Source organism: Micromonospora sp. RP3T, assembly GCF_003027925.1.
Classification (GTDB): Bacteria; Actinomycetota; Actinomycetes; order Mycobacteriales; family Micromonosporaceae; genus Micromonospora.
Window position 1 is genome coordinate 140490 of the sequence record NZ_PYPS01000010.1, and the last position, 15485, is coordinate 155974.

Below are 15485 nucleotides of genomic sequence, written 5' to 3' on the forward strand. Positions count from 1 at the left end.
CACTCGCATCGTTGCGGGGCGCGTCGCGCCGTCGGGCGGGGCTCGACGCAGCATAACGAGCGCGTCAGGTGACCAGTTCGGCCACCGCGTCGGCGGCCGGCCGGTCCGCCGGCAGCGCGTGCGCGGCGACCACCGCGTCGACCGGCAGCGCGGCGTACAGGTGCGGGAAGAGCGCGCCGTCGCGGGACTCCTCCCACCGCAACGCGTCGCCGAGCCGCGCCTCGTCCACCGCGAGCAGCGTGAGGCCGGTGACGCCGGCGAAGTACCGGCGCGCGGTCTCCACCACCTGCCCGGCGGCGGAGAGGTGGAGGTAGCCGTCCTGCCGGTCCAGGGCGGTGCCGGCGAAGCTCCCGGCCGCCCGCGCCGCCCGCCACTCGTCGTCGGCGAGAATCTTGTAGATCACCACCGCAGCCTAGAACGGCAGTCGCGCCCGGGCGACGCGTCTGCCACCATTCCGGGGGCAACAGGTCGAGCGGACGGAGAGACACGGGTGCGGATCCTCCTGGTCGAGGACGACCGACGGGTCGCCGCGGCGCTGTCGTCCGCGCTGACCCGTCGGGGGTACCAGGTGGAGCACGCCGCCACGGTGGCCGCCGCGCTCTCCGCCGCCCCCTGCGACCTGGTGCTGCTCGACCTGACGTTGCCCGACGGCGACGGCACCGACCTGTGTCGCGAGCTGCGCCGGCGCAGCAGCCAGCTCGGCATCATCGCGGTGACCGCCCGGGGCGAGGAACGCGACCGGGTGCTGGGCCTGCGGCTGGGCGCCGACGACTACGTGGTCAAGCCGTTCTCGATGGTGGAGTTGCAGGCCCGGATCGAGGCGGTGCTGCGCCGGGCCGCGCACACCGTGCCGGAACGCCACCTGATCGAGGCGGGCGAGGTCCGCATCGACGTGGGCGGCCGGACGGTCAGCGTGGCCGGGCGGGCGGTGACGCTGACCCGTAAGGAGTTCGACATCCTGCTCTCGCTGGCCCGCCAGCCCGGGGTGGCGGTGCCCCGGGACCGCATCCTGCTCGACGTGTGGGGCACCACCTGGGCCGACCGGCACACCGTCGAGGTGCACGTCGGTTCGTTGCGCGGCAAGCTCGGCGACCCGACGCTGGTGGAGACCGTACGCGGGGTCGGCTACCGGCTCCGCACCACGTGAGGAGGCCACGGTGCGCCGCCGGTTGGTGATCAGCTACCTGCTGCTGATGGTGCTGGTGCTGCTCGCGCTGGAGACCCCGCTGGCGGTGACGCTGGCGTCCCGGGAGACCGACCGGGTCCGGGCCGACCGGCTCGCCGACGCCACCCGCTTCGCGTCGCTCGCCGGCCCGGCGTTGCGCGGCGGCAGCCCCGGCCCGCTGGACGGGGAACTGGCCGCCTACGACGACCTCTACCGCATCGGCGCGGCGGTGGTGGACCGGGACCGGCGCACCGTGGCCGCGTCGTCCCGGTGGGAGCCGGACGCCGGCACCGGCCCGGCGGTCGACACCGCGCTGTCCGGGCAGCAGTTCAGCGGCCCGGAGTCGGTCTGGCCCTGGGTGGACGGGCCACTGGTGACGGCGGTTCCGATCAACGACGGCGGCGAGGTGCTCGGGGCGGTGGTCACCACCACCCCGGCCGACGCGGTGCGCCGCACCGTCACGGTGTGGTGGCTGATGCTGGCCGGCATCGGCCTGCTCGCGGTGCTGGCCTGCGTCTCCACCGCGTTCGGGCTGGCCGGCTGGGTGCTGCGCCCGGTCACCGAGCTGGACGCGGCGACCCACGAGATCGCCGAGGGACGCCGCACCGCCCGGGTCCGGCCCCGCCTCGGCCCGCCGGAGCTGCGCCGGTTGGCGACCAGCTTCAACCACATGGTCGACGCGGTCTCCGACGTGATGGACCGGCAGCGGGCCTTCGTCGCGCACGCCAGCCACCAGCTCCGCAACCCGTTGACCGCGCTGCGGCTGCGGGTGGAGGAGCTGGGCCCCAGCCTCACCGACCCGGACGGCCGGGCCGAGCACCGGCTGGCGCTGGAGGAGACCGACCGGCTGGCCACCGTGCTCGACGCGCTGCTGACGCTGGCCCGGGCCGAGCGGGAGGAGAACCAGCGGGTCACCGTGGACGCGGGCGCCGCCGCCGCGTCCCGGGTGGCGGCCTGGCTGCCGCTGGCCCGGCACCGGGCGGTCACGCTCCGGCTCGACCCGGTCGACACGCCGGCGTACGCCCGGACCGTGCCGACCGCGATCGACCAGGCGCTCGACGCGCTCATCGACAACGCGGTCAAGTTCAGCGGCGCCGGGGGAGAGGTGACGGTGACCGTCCACCCGGCCGACGGCGGGACGGCGCTGACCGTGGCCGACACCGGTCCCGGCATGACGGCCAGCCAGCTCGACCAGGCCACCGAGCGGTTCTGGCGGGCGCCGGACGTGCAGAACGTGGACGGCGCGGGGCTGGGGCTGACCATCGCCGCGGTGCTCGTCGACGCGTCCGACGGCCGGCTCACCATGCGCCAGGGGGAGCCGCGGGGCCTGGTCGCGGAGCTGTGGTTCCCGGCGCCGCCCGACGACCCGGGTGGCCTCGACGCGGCCGACGCGCCGGCCGCGCCGCAGCGCCACGACGAGCCGGTGGGCCGCTGAGCGGCCCGCGTCAGCGGGCCGGAAGGCTCCGGTGCCCGGTCAGGGCTTGGCGTCGCGGTACCACCGGGCCGCGCCCGGGTGCAGCGGCAGCGGGGTGGTCACGATCGCCGACCGGGGGCTCATCCGGCCGGCCGCAGGATGCGCCGCGGCCAACTCCTCCCGGCGTTCCATCAGCAACCGGGTCACCTCGCGCACCAGATCGGCGGGGAGGCTGGCGCGGACGATCAGGTAGTTCGGGTTCGCCACCGTGCTGACCGGCTCCGTCTGGTAGACCGAGCGGGGAATGTCCCGGGTGACGTAGACCTGCCCGTACGCGCGCCGCAGCGGCTCGGTCCAGTCGCCCAGGTCCACCATCCGCAGTGCGCTGCGCTGGGCCAGTTCGGCGACACCCCGCACCGGCAGGCCGCCGGAGAAGAAGAACGCGTCGATCCGCCCCTCGCGCAGCGCGGCCACCGAGTCGTCCAGCCCCAGATGCTCCTGGCGGATCCGGGCGCCGCCGAGCTGCGCCACCTCCAGCAGCCGGGTGGCGGTCACCTCGGTGCCGGAGCCGTCGGCGCCCACCGAGACCCGCCGGCCGCGCAGGTCGGCCAGCGTGCGGACCGGGCCGCCGGCGGTGGTCACCAGGTGCAGCAGGTCGTCGTAGACCCGGGCCACGGCGAGCACGGCCGGGTGGGCCGGCTCCCGGGGCGGCAGCACGTCGGCCTGGGTGAAGCCCAGCTCCGCGTCACCGGCGCCGACCAGCCGGACGTTCTGCGCGGAGGCGGCGGTCACCACCACGTCCGCCCGCACCCCGGGCAGCTCCCGGTTGAGCAGCGCGGCGAGCGACTGGCCGAAGGCATGGTAGACGGCGGTCGGGCTGCCGGTGGCGATGCGGATCCGCACCGGCTCGGTGGGCTCGTCCCGGCAACCGGTCACCCCGGCGACGAGCAGCAGCAGCAACGCCAGCGGGGCCGCGGTCCGGCGCCGGCCGCGCGCAGACCAGTGTCGGTTCACGCGCTGCACTCTGCGCCGTGCACCCGCCGCCGCGCAAGCCCGCCGCCGGGACCGGTCAGCCCAGGGCGGCGCTCTCGGTGATCCGGGCCCGATGCTCGCCGTTCGCGACGCTCACCAGGAAACAGCCCGAACCCGGCCGCAACGCCGCCGGCACCTCCAGCAGCGCCGCGCCGCGCACCAGCACCGCCGCCAGGTCCCGGTCGGTGAGCCGGATGCCGAGGCAGTGCCGGCGTACGTGCCGGCCGCCGGCGAGCAGCGCGGCCCGCCAGACCGCGGTGGCCAGCCGGGGACGCCAGACGCGGCGGGCCGTCGACGCGCCCGGGAACGGCCCGCCGAGCAGCTCGCGACGACCCTGCCGCCAGCCGGCCGCCAGCAGGTTCGCGTACGCCGACCGGTGCTCCGGGAGCACCGACAGCCGGTGCAGCTCGTACCGGCGGCGCAGCCCACCGGTGGTCAGCTCGTGCGCGACCGGCACGTCGAGCCGGCGCAGCAGGTGCCGCATCCGGTGCGCCGCGTCCTCCCGGTTGAACTCGGCGATCCCGCCCCGGTACGGGTCGACGTCGAGCCGGCGGACGTGCGCGGCCGGCGGCGTCGTGCAGCGCACCAGGCAGGCGAGTTCGAAGGCGTCGGTCAGGGTCGGCCAGTCCAGCGGCGGGGGCGACGACGGGCGCGGCCGGTCGAGCAGCGTGGTGGGCTCGGAGAGCATCGGCACAGCTCCTTGGTCGACGTCGGGGCCCCTCTACCGTGGCCCGCGCCGCCGGGCCGGGGAACCGCTGCGCCCGAGCCTTGAGCAAAATTTGCGCGAAGCCGCGCTCAGAGTTCGGTGACGACCACGTCGAGCAGTCGGGGCCGACCGGGCGTGCGAGGGCCCTCCTCGACCGTGTGCCCCAGGTCGCGCAGCGCCCCCACCAGCGCGGCGGCGCTGCGCGGGCGGGCGTCGGCGACGAGCAGGTCCCGGACCAGCCGGCCCTTGGTGGCCTTGTTGAAGTGGCTCACCACGGACCGGGACGGGCTGCCGTCCACCAGCCGTTCGTGCAGCACCCGCACCGTCACCGTCCGGTCGGCGAGCGGGCCCGACGGCGTCCAGGTGGCCGCGTACGCGCCGGAGCGCAGGTCCAGCACCGGGCCGCGACCCGCCGCCGCCGTCACGGCGGGGTCCAGCGCGGCCCGCCAGTACGCCGACAGCGCCCCGATCCCCGGCAGCCGCGCCCCGACCGGGCAGCGGTACGGCGGCACCCGGTCGGTGAGCCGCACCGCGCCCCACAGGCCGGAGCTGATCAGCACCGACCGGCGGGCGGCCCGCTGCGCCGCCGGGGGGAGCGTGGCCAGGTCGAGCGCCTCGTAGAGCACCCCGGTGTAGAGCCGCCCGGCCGGCGCGGTCGCCGCCACCCGCAGGCGCGCGTTGCGGCGCAGCTCGCCGCGCTGTCCCTCGCTCAGCCCCAGCGCGTCCCGGGCGGCGGTCTCGTCCGGCCCGGCGCACAGCGCGACGAGCGCGTCCAGCACCGCGTCCCGGGTCGGGTTCAGCTCGGGCAGGGAGAGCCGGGACAGGTCCAGCCGGCGGCCGGTGCCGGCGTCGGCCTTGCCCTCGGACGGGGGCAGCAGGATGAGCATCGGCACAGCGTACGGGCGGGCGTCAGCGCCACGGCCGCACGGCACGCTCCGGGTGGTACACGCGACTGTGCCCCACCTCGGCCACCACCGCCGCGTCGGCCCGCCCGCCCAGCAGCCGCCGCAGGGCGCGCTCGGCCGGCGACCCGACCGCCACCACGTATCCGGGGCGGGCCGCCCGGGCCACCCGCTGCCAGTACGCCGGGTAGCGGTTCTGCCCCGGGGTCAGGTTGCCGTCCAGCACACCGCAGGCCACCGCCTCGCCGGTGTTGAAGATCAGCCGGTTGCAGGTCCAGTAGTCGCCGTACACCTCGTGCAGCCCGGCCCGCCGCACCGCGCCGGCCAACCGGCGGGCGTCCCGCTCGTCGGCGCGGATCCCGGGCAGGCCGACCAGGAACGCCGCGGTGCCGGCCAGCGTGGCGGCGGTCAGCCCGGCCAGCACCACGGCGGCCGGCACGCCGCGCAGCCGGTCCGCCCGGCCGGCGGTGGCCCGCAGCGCGGGTACCGCGGCCCGCCAGAGCGGCCAGAGCACCGCCGGCAGTGACACCTGGAGCACCGACAGGTACCGGGCGTCGCCCAGCGGGTCGGTGGCGGCGAGCGGGCTGCGCACGTACGCCAGCAGCGTCAACGCCGCGCCGGCGATGAGCGCGAGGATCGCCGCGGCCCGGACCCGTGCGGCCGGGTCCCCGGCCCGGCGGTACGCGACCACGCCGAGCCCGGCGGCGACCGCCAGCAGCACCGGGTAGAGCACGCCGAACCACTGCGCCCAGCGCGCGCAGCCGTCCATCGGGCAGAGCCCGGACGCCAGCGGCACCCCCTCCAGCAGCCCGCCGTGCAGCCGCGCCGCGAGCGACGGGGCGACGCCCTCCTTCGTGCTGATCTCCCGGAACACCGACAGTGAGTCCTGCCCGGCCGGCGCCACCACGTTGTCCTTGATCATCGGGGCCACGCCGGCCAGGAAACCGACCACCAGCAGCACGCCCGGCCAGCCGATCAGGTCCCGGGGCGCGGCCAGCACCAGCACCACGCCGGCCGCCAGCAGGTACGGCGTGATCAGCCAGTCCGACCAGAGTGCCAGCCCGGTGAGCAGGCCGAACGCGCCGGTGGCGAGCCAGCGGTGCCGGACCCGCCGCTCGCCGAGCGCGACCGCGAGCAGCAGCAGCGCCAGCACCGCCGGTTTGACCTCGGGCCGGCCGCCGACCACGGTGAGCTGGTCCCGGACCACCCGCTCCGAGCCGAGCGCGAGCAGGCCCACCACGGCCACCGCCAGCCAGGGGGAGAAGAGCCGGCGGGTCAACCGGTACGCCAGCCACAGGAAGACCGCGTAGAGCGCGAGCAGTGGCAGCCGCAGCACCGGCCAGCTCGGCCCGGCCCACCCCACCAGCGGGGCGGCCAGGTACGACTCCAGCATCCCCATGTAGCGCTGGCCGTAGAGAAAGACCGGCCGTTCGTGGCCGCCGGCTATGTGCAGCGCGGCCAGGCCGAACGTGGCCTCGTCGCTGTTCGAGGCGGGCACCGTGAACAGCGTCAGCACCAGCCGGTAGCCGACCCCGGCCGCGCCCAGCAGCAACGCCACCAGCGCCGGCGCGTCCGGGTTGCGTTTCGCTGTCGACACGACCCAGGCCCCCGTCGTCGCCCCCGACCGCAGTCTGACACGCTGCCCACCCGGTGCCGGGGCGGATCGGCGGAGATCACTCGCGTGGCCGGGCCCGGCCGGTTGTGGCAGGGTTGGCACGTGCCGCCCACACCACCGGACCAGCTCGCCGTGCCCCAACTGCACCGCGCCGCGCGCATCGAGGACGCGCTGCACGGCCTGGTGGAGCGCCGGTTGCGGCGCACCGGGTGGCAGCCCAACATCATCGCGTACGCCGGCTACGGCGCGCCGGGTTGGGCGCGGGTGCTCTGCCGCGTGCTGCTGGGCCGACCGGACACCCGACGCCGCGGCCGGCTGGACAAGGTGCGCGGCTGGCGCAGCTTCGCCACCCTGCCGGCCAAGCACGCCCGGGTGACCGTCGAGGTCAACGGCGTGCGCCACGAGGTGACCGCGGACCGCAGCGGTTTCGTCGACACCGTCGTCGAGGGTGACTTCACGCCCGGCTGGGGCTGCGTACGCCTGAGCGTGGCGGACGCCGAGCCGGTGGAGGCGCTGGTGCGCGTCCTCGACCCGAACGTCCGGTTCGGCATCCTCTCCGACATCGACGACACGGTCATGGTGACCGCGCTGCCCCGGCCGATGCTCGCCGCGTGGAACACGTTCGTGCTCGACGAGCACGCCCGCAACGCCGTGCCCGGCATGGCGGTGCTCTACGAACGACTGGCCACCGCCCACCCCGGCGCGCCGGTCTTCTACCTCTCCACCGGCGCCTGGAACGTCGCGCCCACGCTGACCCGGTTCCTGTCCCGGCACCTGTACCCGGCCGGGCCGCTGCTGCTCACCGACTGGGGGCCGACCGCCGACCGCTGGTTCCGCAGCGGGCGGGAGCACAAGCGGGCCACGCTGGCCCGGCTGTCCCGGGAGTTCCCCGAGGTGCGCTGGCTGCTCATCGGCGACGACGGGCAGCACGACCCGGAGATCTACCGGGAGTTCGCCGCCGCCCACCCGGACAACGTGGCCGGCGTGGCGATCCGGCGGCTCTCGCCGACGCAGTCCGTGCTCGCCGGCAGCCTCCCCGCGCCGCAGGGACGTTCCTCCTCCGGCCCGATCGGCCAGAAGTGGCTCAGCGCCCCCGACGGCGCCGGCCTGTGGAAACTCCTCCGCGAAGCCGACCTGGTCTGAGCGCCGGGCTCCGGTCAGTTCTGGCGGAGCCAGAGGACGCCCAGCGGGGGGACCTGGAGGGCCGCCGAGGCGGGCAGGCCGTGCCACGGGATGTTCTCCGCGTGCACCTCGCCCAGGTTGCCCACCCCCGACCCGCCGTAGTGGTGGGCGTCGGTGTTCAGCGCCTCGGTCCAGGTGCCGCCCGCCGGCAGGCCGATCCGGTAGTCCGCCAGCGGCGTCGCGGAGAAGTTCGTCACGCACACCAGCGTCCCGCCGTCCGGGGCGATCCGGATGAACGAGACCGCGTTGTTGGCGACGTCGTCCCCGGCGATCCAGCGGAACCCGGCCGGGTCGGTGTCCTGCGCCCAGAGCGCCGGCGTGGCCCGGTAGGCGCGGTTCAGGTCCGCGACCAGGCGCTGCACCCCGGCGCGGGCCGGGTCGTGGGTGAGGTACCAGTCGAGGCCGCGTTCCTCGCTCCACTCCCGGTCGTCGGCCAGCTCGCAGCCCATGAAGAGCAACTGCTTGCCCGGGTGCGCCCACATGTACGCCAGCAGCGCCCGCACGTTCGCCAGCCGCTGCCAGGTGTCGCCGGGCATCTTGCCCGCGAGCGAGCCCTTGCCGTGCACCACCTCGTCGTGGCTGATCGGCAGCACGTAGTTCTCGCTCCACGCGTACGCCAGGGAGAACGTGAGCTGGTGGTGGTGGTGCTGGCGGTAGATCGGGTCCTTCGAGGTGTAGAGCAGGGTGTCGTGCATCCAGCCCATGTTCCACTTGAACCCGAAGCCGAGCCCGCCGTCCGAGGTCGGCCGCGTCACGCCCGGCCAGGCGGTGGACTCCTCGGCGATCATCAGCACGCCCGGATGGCGCCGGTAGGCGGTGGCGTTGACCTCCTGGAGCAGCGCGATGGCCTCCAGGTTCTCCCGGCCGCCGTGCACGTTCGGGGCCCACTGCCCCTCCGGCCGGGAGTAGTCGAGGTACAGCATCGAGGCGACCGCGTCGACGCGCAGCCCGTCGACGTGGAACTCGTCCAGCCAGTACAGCGCGTTGGCGACCAGGAAGTTGCGCACCTCGTTGCGCCCGAAGTCGAAGACGTACGTGCCCCAGTCGGGCTGCTCGCCGCGGCGCGGGTCGGGGTGCTCGTAGAGCGGGGCGCCGTCGAAGCGCGCGAGGGCCCACTCGTCCGTGGCGAAGTGCCCCGGCACCCAGTCCAGGATCACCCCGATGCCGGCGGCGTGCAGCCGGTCCACCAGGTGGCGGAAGTCGTCCGGGTCGCCGAACCGGGCGGTGGGCGCGTAGAAGCCGGTGACCTGGTAGCCCCACGAGCCGCCGTACGGATGCTCCATCACCGGCAGCAGCTCCACGTGCGTGAAGCCCATCTCGGTGACGTACGCGGTCAACTGCTCGGCCAGCTCGCGGTAGCCGAGGCCGGGCCGCCACGAGCCCAGGTGCACCTCGTACACGCTCATCGGCTCCTCGTGCGGCCGCCGCGCCGCCCGGCGCTCCAGCCACTCCGCGTCGCCCCACGCGTACGCCGAATGGTGCACCACCGACGCGGTGGCGGGCGGCACCTCGGTGCGGGTGGCCATCGGGTCGGCCTTGTCCCGCCACCGGCCGTCGGCGCCGAGAATGCGGTACTTGTAGCGGCTGCCGGCCGGGACGCCGGGCAGGAAGACCTCCCACACTCCGCTGGAGCCGAGCGAGCGCATCGGCCAGCCGTCGTCCGGCCCCCAGCCGGTGAAGTCGCCGACCACCCGCACGCCGCGCGCGTTGGGCGCCCAGACCGTGAACGCCACGCCCTCGTCGAAGACCCGGGCGCCGAGCGCCGACCAGAGCCGCTCGTGCCGCCCCTCGCCGATCAGGTGCAGGTCCAGGTCGCCGAGCGTGGGCGGGTAACGGTACGGGTCGTCGAGCGTCGCGCCGTCCACCTCGACCCGGTAGTCGAGCACCTCGCCGGGCACCACCGACTCGAAGACGCCGACGTCGTGCACCCGCTTCATCGGGTGCCGTTCCCCGTCGACGAGCAGCGTCACCTCGCCCGCGCCCCGGCGCAGCGTGCGGATCGTGGTGCTCCCGTCGGCCGGGTGCGCGCCGAGCACGGCGTGCGGGTCGTGCGCCTCGCCGGCGATCAGCTGGTCCATCGTGCGTCGTCCTTCTCGGCCGGTGCGGTCGGTGCGGTGCCGCCGGAGAGGTCGGCGGGTACGTCTTCGACGGTCAGGTCGGGCGCGGCCGGGTGCGCCGGCTCGGCGGTCTCCGGCTCGGCCGGGTGCGCCGGCTCGGCGGTCTCCGGCTCGGCCGGACGGCGCACGGTGAGCACGTGCGCCGGTTGCAGGTACGGGTCGAGGCGCACCGCGTTGCGCTGCCCCCAGTCGTACTCCGCGCCGGTCAGCTCGTCGCGCACGGTGAACCGCTCGTGCCAGTCGAACCCGAGCGCCGGCATGTCGAGCGTGGTGTTGCCCCACTGCACGGTGCGGGAGTCGAACGAGCAGACCACGATCACCGTGTTGCCGGTCGCCGGGTCGTGCTTCGACCAGCACAGCAGCGCCGGGTTGTCGATGTCGTGGAAACGCAGGTTGCGGAGCTGGTGCAGGGCCGGGTTGTCGCGCCGGACCCGGTTGAGCGTGGTGATGAACGGCGCCAGCGACCGCCCGCGCGCCAGCGCGCCGGCCCAGTCGCGGGGCCGCAGCTCGTACTTCTCGTTGTCCAGGTACTCCTCGGCGCCGGGCCGCGCGACGTGCTCGAACAGCTCGAAGCCGGCGTACATGCCCCAGGAGGGGCTGAGCAGCGCGGCCAGCACCGCCCGGATCTTGAACATCGGCGGCCCGCCGTGCTGCAACGACTCGTGCAGGATGTCGGGCGTGTTGGGCCAGAAGTTCGGGCGCATCCAGTCCGCCGAGGCGACCAGCTCCTCGCAGTACTCCCGGATCTCGGCCGCCGTCGTGCGCCAGGTGAAATAGGTGTACGACTGGGTGAAGCCGATCTTGCCCAGCCCGTGCATGATCGCCGGGCGGGTGAACGCCTCGGCCAGGAACAGCACGTCCTCATCGACGCGCTTCACCTCGGCGATCAGCCAGTGCCAGAAGTCGAACGGCTTGGTGTGCGGGTTGTCGACCCGGAAGATCTTCACGCCCTCGCCGACCCAGTGCCGGACCACCCGCAGCACCTCGGCCCGGATGCCCTCCGGGTCGTTGTCGAAGTTCACCGGGTAGATGTCCTGGTATTTCTTGGGCGGGTTCTCCGCGTACGCGATGCTGCCGTCGGCGCGGGTGGTGAACCACTCCGGGTGCTCGGTGACCCACGGGTGGTCCGGCGCGCACTGCAACGCCAGGTCCATCGCCACCTCCAGGCCCTGCTCGGCGGCGGCGGCGACGAAGTCGCGGAAGTCCTCCGGCGTACCCAGGTCGGGGTGGATGGCGTCGTGGCCGCCCTCGGCCGCGCCGATCGCCCACGGCGAGCCGACGTCGTCCGGCCCGGCGGTGAGCGCGTTGTTGCGGCCCTTGCGGTTGACCCGGCCGATCGGGTGGATCGGCGGCAGGTAGAGCACGTCGAAGCCCATCGCGGCCACGCCGGGCAGCCGGTCGAGCGCGGTGACGAACGTGCCGGAGCGGGCCGGCGCGTCCACGGTGGCCGGGATCGCGCCCTCGGAACGGGGGAAGAACTCGTACCAGGCGGAGAACAACGCGCGCGGCCGGTCCACCCACAGCGTCCGCTCGTCGCCGGTGGTGACCAGCTCACGGACCGGGTACGCCCAGAGCAGCGGCGCGAGGTCCAGCGCCGGCGTCACCCGGCGCGCGAGATCCTGGTCTTCGTCGCGCAACGCCTTCGCGGCTGTCCGCACGCGTTTCCGATCGGCCTTCGGCACCAGGTCGAGCGCGGCGGTCAGCACCCGCGCACCCTCGGCCAGGTCGTTGGCGAGCTCGGCCGGCCCCTGCCCGGCGGCCAGCTTCTTGGTCACTGCGTTCTGCCAGGTGAGGTACGGATCCTGGAACGCCTCGACGGTGAACCGCCACTCGCCGACCGCGTCCGGGCAGATGGTGGCGTGCCAGCGGTCCTGCCCCGGCTCGCCGGGACGCATCCGGGTGAACGGGCGGGCCGCGCCGTCCGGGCCGAGCCAGACCACGTTGCAGCCGAGCGCGTCGTGGCCCTCGCGGTAGGCGCGCGCCGACACCGGCACGACCTCGCCGACCACCGCCTTGGCCGGGTAGCGACCGCAGGCGACGACGGGGGAGACGTCTTCGATCGGGAACCGTCCAGTCACCCGCTCAACCTACTGCGCGAGATCGTCTCGCGCTCGGCAGCGCCCCCCGATGCACCGGATCGCGCCATTGGCGGGTTTCGGTCAATGATCGACACCAGCTCGGTGAAGTAGTGGTGTCCCTACGACCGGGATAGGACCACTTCGCCGAACTGGCATCCGAGCTTACGCAGCAGCAGTTCGCCGACCGCCTCGGCAAGTCGAAGAGCTGGGTGGACAAGGCGGAACGCGGGGTACGCCGGCTGGAACGGGTGTCCAACCTCCGCGAGATCGCCGACGCGCTCCGGATCGACCTGGACGTTCTGCTGGTCGAGTCGCCGGACCGGCCGCCCCCGACCGTCGTCGACGTGGAGCGTCTGCGTGCCGCGCTCGCCCGCTACCACCTCCCGGCCGCCGCCCGCGAACTGCTCGACCGCGCGGCGCGGGCCGGTGACGAGCAAAGCAGCCGGGCGCGCGGTCGCCGGCCGCCCCGCCCGGCCTGCCCCGTCCCACCGCCGGCCGGCCCGCCTAGGGCTCCCGCATCCGGGCCCGGAGCACGTCGAACTCGCACCCCGGCGCGTCCGGGTCGAAGCCGTGCTCGATCAGCCAGCGTGACGCCACCAGGCTGCGCAGCGACCACCAGGCGCGGATCACCTCCCGGTCCGCGCCGGCGCCGTAGCCCGCGAGCAGGTCGTCCAGGCGTTCCTCGTGCCCGAGCGTCAGCGTCGCGAGGTCGGCCATGGCGTCGCCGGGAGCGGCCTCGGACCAGTCGATGACGCCGGTGACCTCGTCGCCGTCGACGAACACGTGGGTGATCTGGAGGTCGCCGTGGACGAACACCGGTTTCCGCGGCCGGAGCGCGGCCCCGGCGATCTCCCGGTTGCGCCGGATCACCTCGGCGGGCAGGACGGCGTTGGCGAGCAGCCACGCGCACTCGCTGTCGAGTTCCGCCGCCACGTCGTCGAGCCGGCGTCCCGGCCACGGCGGCAACGGCGCGTCGTGCAACCGCCGGACGGCGGCCCCCGTGGCGGCCCACGCCGACGGCGACGCGGGCGACGGTTCGCCGAGGAGGCCGAGCGCCGTGCCGGGCACGGCGGCGATCGCGAGTACGGGCGGCTCGTGCCAGCGGACCGCCGGGGTCGGTATCGGCGCGAGGGCCATCGCCCGCACCTCGACGTCGGCGTGCGACGGGTCTCCGTCGATCTTCAGGAACACGTCGCCGACGCGCAGCGTCACGCGCTGGCGGTGGGCGACGACGACTTCAACGTCTGCCATACCGGCCATCCTGGCGTGGGCGGGCGTCGATGTCGTCGGAGTTTGCGGGCGGGCCGGACGTGTCCGCCGGTCATCCGGATCAGCGGGCTTCGGTGTCCGGCTTAGGGCGACCGTTGGGCGACGAACACGAACTCCCGGTCGGGGCGGTCGGGCGCCTGCCGCACGTCGAGGACCCGGTAGCCGTTGGTGGCGAGGCTCGACTCGACCTCGTCGCGGTCGCGGAACCGCAGCGTCGAGTCCGAGGTGAGGACCGCGCCGTCGGCGAGGAACCGGTACGTGTGCCGGAACGACACCAGCGGCAGGTCGACGCCGGTGACGTGGAGGTGCTGCTCCACCGGCCCGACGCCCGGGACGTCCCGGGTGACCGGAGCCGTGGTGGCCCACTCCTCCCAGGCCCGCCGCTCGGGCCGCCGGGTCTCGAAGACGAGGTGCCCGTGCGGGCGGAGCGCGGCACGGATGCCGTGGAGCGTGCGGGCCCAGTCGGTGTCGGTCAGGAACACCTGGGCCACGTTCCCGGTCATCGTGGCCAGGTCGGCGTCGAGCGCCGGCAGCGCGGTGGCGTCGCCGTGCAGCCAGCGGACCCGGTCCGCGCCGTCCTTGGCGCGGGCGACGTCGAGGGACGCCCCGGCCGGGTCGACGCCGACGACCGCGTGACCGTGCCGGGCGAGCAGCACCGCCAGCGACCCGGTCCCGCATCCCACGTCGAGCACCGTGCGGGCGCCCAGCTCACCGGCGACCGTCAGGTAGGCGGCCAGGTCACCACGGTCGTCGTCGAACGCGTCGTAGATCGCCGCGAGACGCGGATGGGCGAAGATCGCATCGAGCATCCGGCCGACCGTAGCCCCTGGTGCCGCGCCTCGGCGACGGAGTTCTCAGCCGAGGTCGTACTCGACCGGGCCGGTGTTGAGCACCCAGGCGAGCGGCATGGTCGCGCGCACCTCGTAGCGCTCGCCCGCCAGGCGGTGCATCGTGACCGTCTGTGCCGGATCCTGCTCCACGATCCAGTACTGCGGGATGCCGGCGGCGGCGTACTCGCTCCGCTTGGTCACCGTGTCGATGCCGTCGGATCCTGGCGAGACGATCTCGGCGACGAGAAGGACGTCGGCCGCCGGCAGCCACACACCATCGACCTGGGCCTTGCTCCAGACCACCAGATCGGGGATGCGTCCGCCGACCCCGCCGCGCCGGCCCGGGATACGCAGCCCGACCGCTTGGGCGATGTGGTCCGCCCCGGCGCGCTCGCCGGCCGGTCGACACCGGTTGAGCAAGGACCTGCCTCTACCGAATGCGTTGAACCGGGCCCCCTCCTTCGTCCTGGCGTCGGACCGGCGCTCAGGGTCGATCGAACCGTCGGCGCGCGGCCAACACCTCGTCCAGGTGGCGGCGGCTCCATCGACAGAAGCCGTTGATCGTGTCGTGCATGTCCCGCCCGGCAGTGGTGAGCCGGTACTCGGTCCGAGGTGGCACAGTCGGGTGGAGCGTCCGGTGGACCAGCCCCTGCTGCTCCAACTGCCGCAGCGTCACGGTGAGCAACCGGTGGCTGATACCGGTCACCTGCCGGTGCAACTCGCCGAAGCGGGGTGAGTCCGGGCCGATGGCCTCGATCACCGGCAGCGCCCACTTGGTGCCCACCACGCCGAACACCTCCCGGGCGACCGCCTGCACCCGCGCCACATCGGTCGCCGTCGGCGTGCCCACGACGTCATCCGCCCGGTGAAAACCGCTCACGTGTGCCGCCTCTTACCAAAAAGTGCGTACTTTACCTGTTCGGAATCATTGTCCTACGGTCTGGCCAGAACCTTGATGAGGGGAAAAGCATGACCGTTCTCAAAACGTACGCCCGGCTGTGGGTGGACGACCTGGACACCTCGCTGCCGCTGCTGCGGACCCTTACCGGTGCGGAGCCGGACCTACGGTTCGGGTTCGGCGCGATCGAACTGGCCGCGATCGGTGACTTCCTGGTGATCGCCGGTCCAGCCACGGAGCGGGCCCGCTACGCGCACGCCTCGGCCACCGTGATCGT

General features: G+C 74.4%; 14 protein-coding genes and 1 pseudogene. 4 read left to right on the top strand and 11 right to left on the bottom strand.

Translation table 11 applies throughout. The features are described from left to right. Positions 1-64: 64 nt before the first annotated feature. Positions 65-403: a DUF952 domain-containing protein gene (locus tag C8054_RS11075; RefSeq protein ID WP_107156719.1), complete on the bottom strand. Its 339-nt coding sequence runs from the start codon at positions 401-403 to the stop codon at positions 65-67. Positions 404-490: 87 nt separating this feature from the next. Between C8054_RS11075 and C8054_RS11080 the strand changes: the two genes are divergently transcribed. Continuing rightward, a complete protein-coding gene (locus C8054_RS11080) occupies positions 491-1147 on the top strand; it encodes a response regulator transcription factor (RefSeq protein ID WP_107156668.1) in 657 nt (218 codons plus the stop codon). 10 nt (positions 1148-1157) lie between these two features. Further along, positions 1158-2600, top strand: a complete 1443-nt coding sequence (locus C8054_RS11085) for a HAMP domain-containing sensor histidine kinase (protein ID WP_233219582.1) — start codon at positions 1158-1160, stop codon at positions 2598-2600. 39 nt (positions 2601-2639) lie between these two features. On the opposite strand, the gene C8054_RS11090 is transcribed toward C8054_RS11085, so the two are convergent. From C8054_RS11090 to C8054_RS11105, 4 genes are all read right to left on the bottom strand, one after another. Continuing rightward, the gene (locus C8054_RS11090; protein ID WP_107156720.1) at positions 2640-3593 is read right to left on the bottom strand and encodes a TAXI family TRAP transporter solute-binding subunit; all 954 of its coding nucleotides are present in this window, start codon (positions 3591-3593) and stop codon (positions 2640-2642) included. A 55-nt stretch (positions 3594-3648) separates the two neighbouring features. After that, complete coding sequence (locus C8054_RS11095) at positions 3649-4299, bottom strand: hypothetical protein (RefSeq protein WP_107156669.1); 651 nt, start codon at positions 4297-4299, stop codon at positions 3649-3651. A gap of 107 nt (positions 4300-4406) precedes the next feature. Then, positions 4407-5204 carry a peroxide stress protein YaaA gene (gene yaaA / locus C8054_RS11100; protein ID WP_107156721.1) on the bottom strand — a complete coding sequence of 266 codons (798 nt, stop codon included), beginning with the start codon at positions 5202-5204 and terminating at the stop codon, positions 4407-4409. 22 nt (positions 5205-5226) lie between these two features. Beyond that, positions 5227-6816: a hypothetical protein gene (locus C8054_RS11105; RefSeq protein WP_107156670.1), complete on the bottom strand. Its 1590-nt coding sequence runs from the start codon at positions 6814-6816 to the stop codon at positions 5227-5229. A gap of 120 nt (positions 6817-6936) precedes the next feature. Between C8054_RS11105 and C8054_RS11110 the strand changes: the two genes are divergently transcribed. Then, the gene (locus C8054_RS11110) at positions 6937-7977 is read left to right on the top strand and encodes an App1 family protein (protein WP_233219583.1); all 1041 of its coding nucleotides are present in this window, start codon (positions 6937-6939) and stop codon (positions 7975-7977) included. 14 nt (positions 7978-7991) lie between these two features. Here the strand turns inward: C8054_RS11110 and glgB are convergent, their stop codons facing one another. Together glgB and C8054_RS11120 are read right to left on the bottom strand one after the other, a co-directional pair. Continuing rightward, a complete protein-coding gene (glgB, locus tag C8054_RS11115) occupies positions 7992-10094 on the bottom strand; it encodes a 1,4-alpha-glucan branching protein GlgB (protein WP_107156672.1) in 2103 nt (700 codons plus the stop codon). Then, a complete protein-coding gene (locus tag C8054_RS11120; RefSeq protein WP_107156673.1) occupies positions 10082-12211 on the bottom strand; it encodes an alpha-1,4-glucan--maltose-1-phosphate maltosyltransferase in 2130 nt (709 codons plus the stop codon). Before C8054_RS11120 ends, glgB begins: the two co-directional genes overlap by 13 nt. Before the next feature lie 149 nt (positions 12212-12360). Between C8054_RS11120 and C8054_RS33210 the strand changes: the two are divergent. Next, positions 12361-12534 (top strand): annotated as a pseudogene (locus C8054_RS33210) (helix-turn-helix domain-containing protein); the annotation flags it as partial. A gap of 181 nt (positions 12535-12715) precedes the next feature. Here C8054_RS33210 and C8054_RS11130 read toward each other — a convergent pair. The 4 genes from C8054_RS11130 to C8054_RS11145 form a co-directional block, all read right to left on the bottom strand. Next, positions 12716-13462, bottom strand: a complete 747-nt coding sequence (locus C8054_RS11130; RefSeq protein WP_107156674.1) for a phosphotransferase family protein — start codon at positions 13460-13462, stop codon at positions 12716-12718. A 101-nt stretch (positions 13463-13563) separates the two neighbouring features. Then, positions 13564-14289, bottom strand: coding sequence for a bifunctional 2-polyprenyl-6-hydroxyphenol methylase/3-demethylubiquinol 3-O-methyltransferase UbiG (locus C8054_RS11135; protein ID WP_107156675.1), 726 nt, complete (start codon positions 14287-14289; stop codon positions 13564-13566). A 45-nt stretch (positions 14290-14334) separates the two neighbouring features. Continuing rightward, the gene (locus tag C8054_RS11140; RefSeq protein WP_233219584.1) at positions 14335-14730 is read right to left on the bottom strand and encodes a Uma2 family endonuclease; all 396 of its coding nucleotides are present in this window, start codon (positions 14728-14730) and stop codon (positions 14335-14337) included. Between the two features lie 64 nt (positions 14731-14794). Next, on the bottom strand, positions 14795-15160 hold the full coding sequence (locus C8054_RS11145; RefSeq protein WP_107156677.1) for a helix-turn-helix domain-containing protein: 366 nt from the start codon (positions 15158-15160) through the stop codon (positions 14795-14797). Positions 15161-15485 lie beyond the last annotated feature (325 nt).

Coding starts and splice junctions, on each gene's coding strand:
- C8054_RS11130 (WP_107156674.1), bottom strand. CDS start 13,462: ATGGCAGACGTTGAAGTCGTCGTCGCCCACCGCCAGCGCGTGACGCTG.
- C8054_RS11095 (WP_107156669.1), bottom strand. CDS start 4,299: ATGCTCTCCGAGCCCACCACGCTGCTCGACCGGCCGCGCCCGTCGTCG.
- C8054_RS11135 (WP_107156675.1), bottom strand. CDS start 14,289: ATGCTCGATGCGATCTTCGCCCATCCGCGTCTCGCGGCGATCTACGAC.
- yaaA (WP_107156721.1), bottom strand. CDS start 5,204: ATGCTCATCCTGCTGCCCCCGTCCGAGGGCAAGGCCGACGCCGGCACC.
- glgB (WP_107156672.1), bottom strand. CDS start 10,094: ATGGACCAGCTGATCGCCGGCGAGGCGCACGACCCGCACGCCGTGCTC.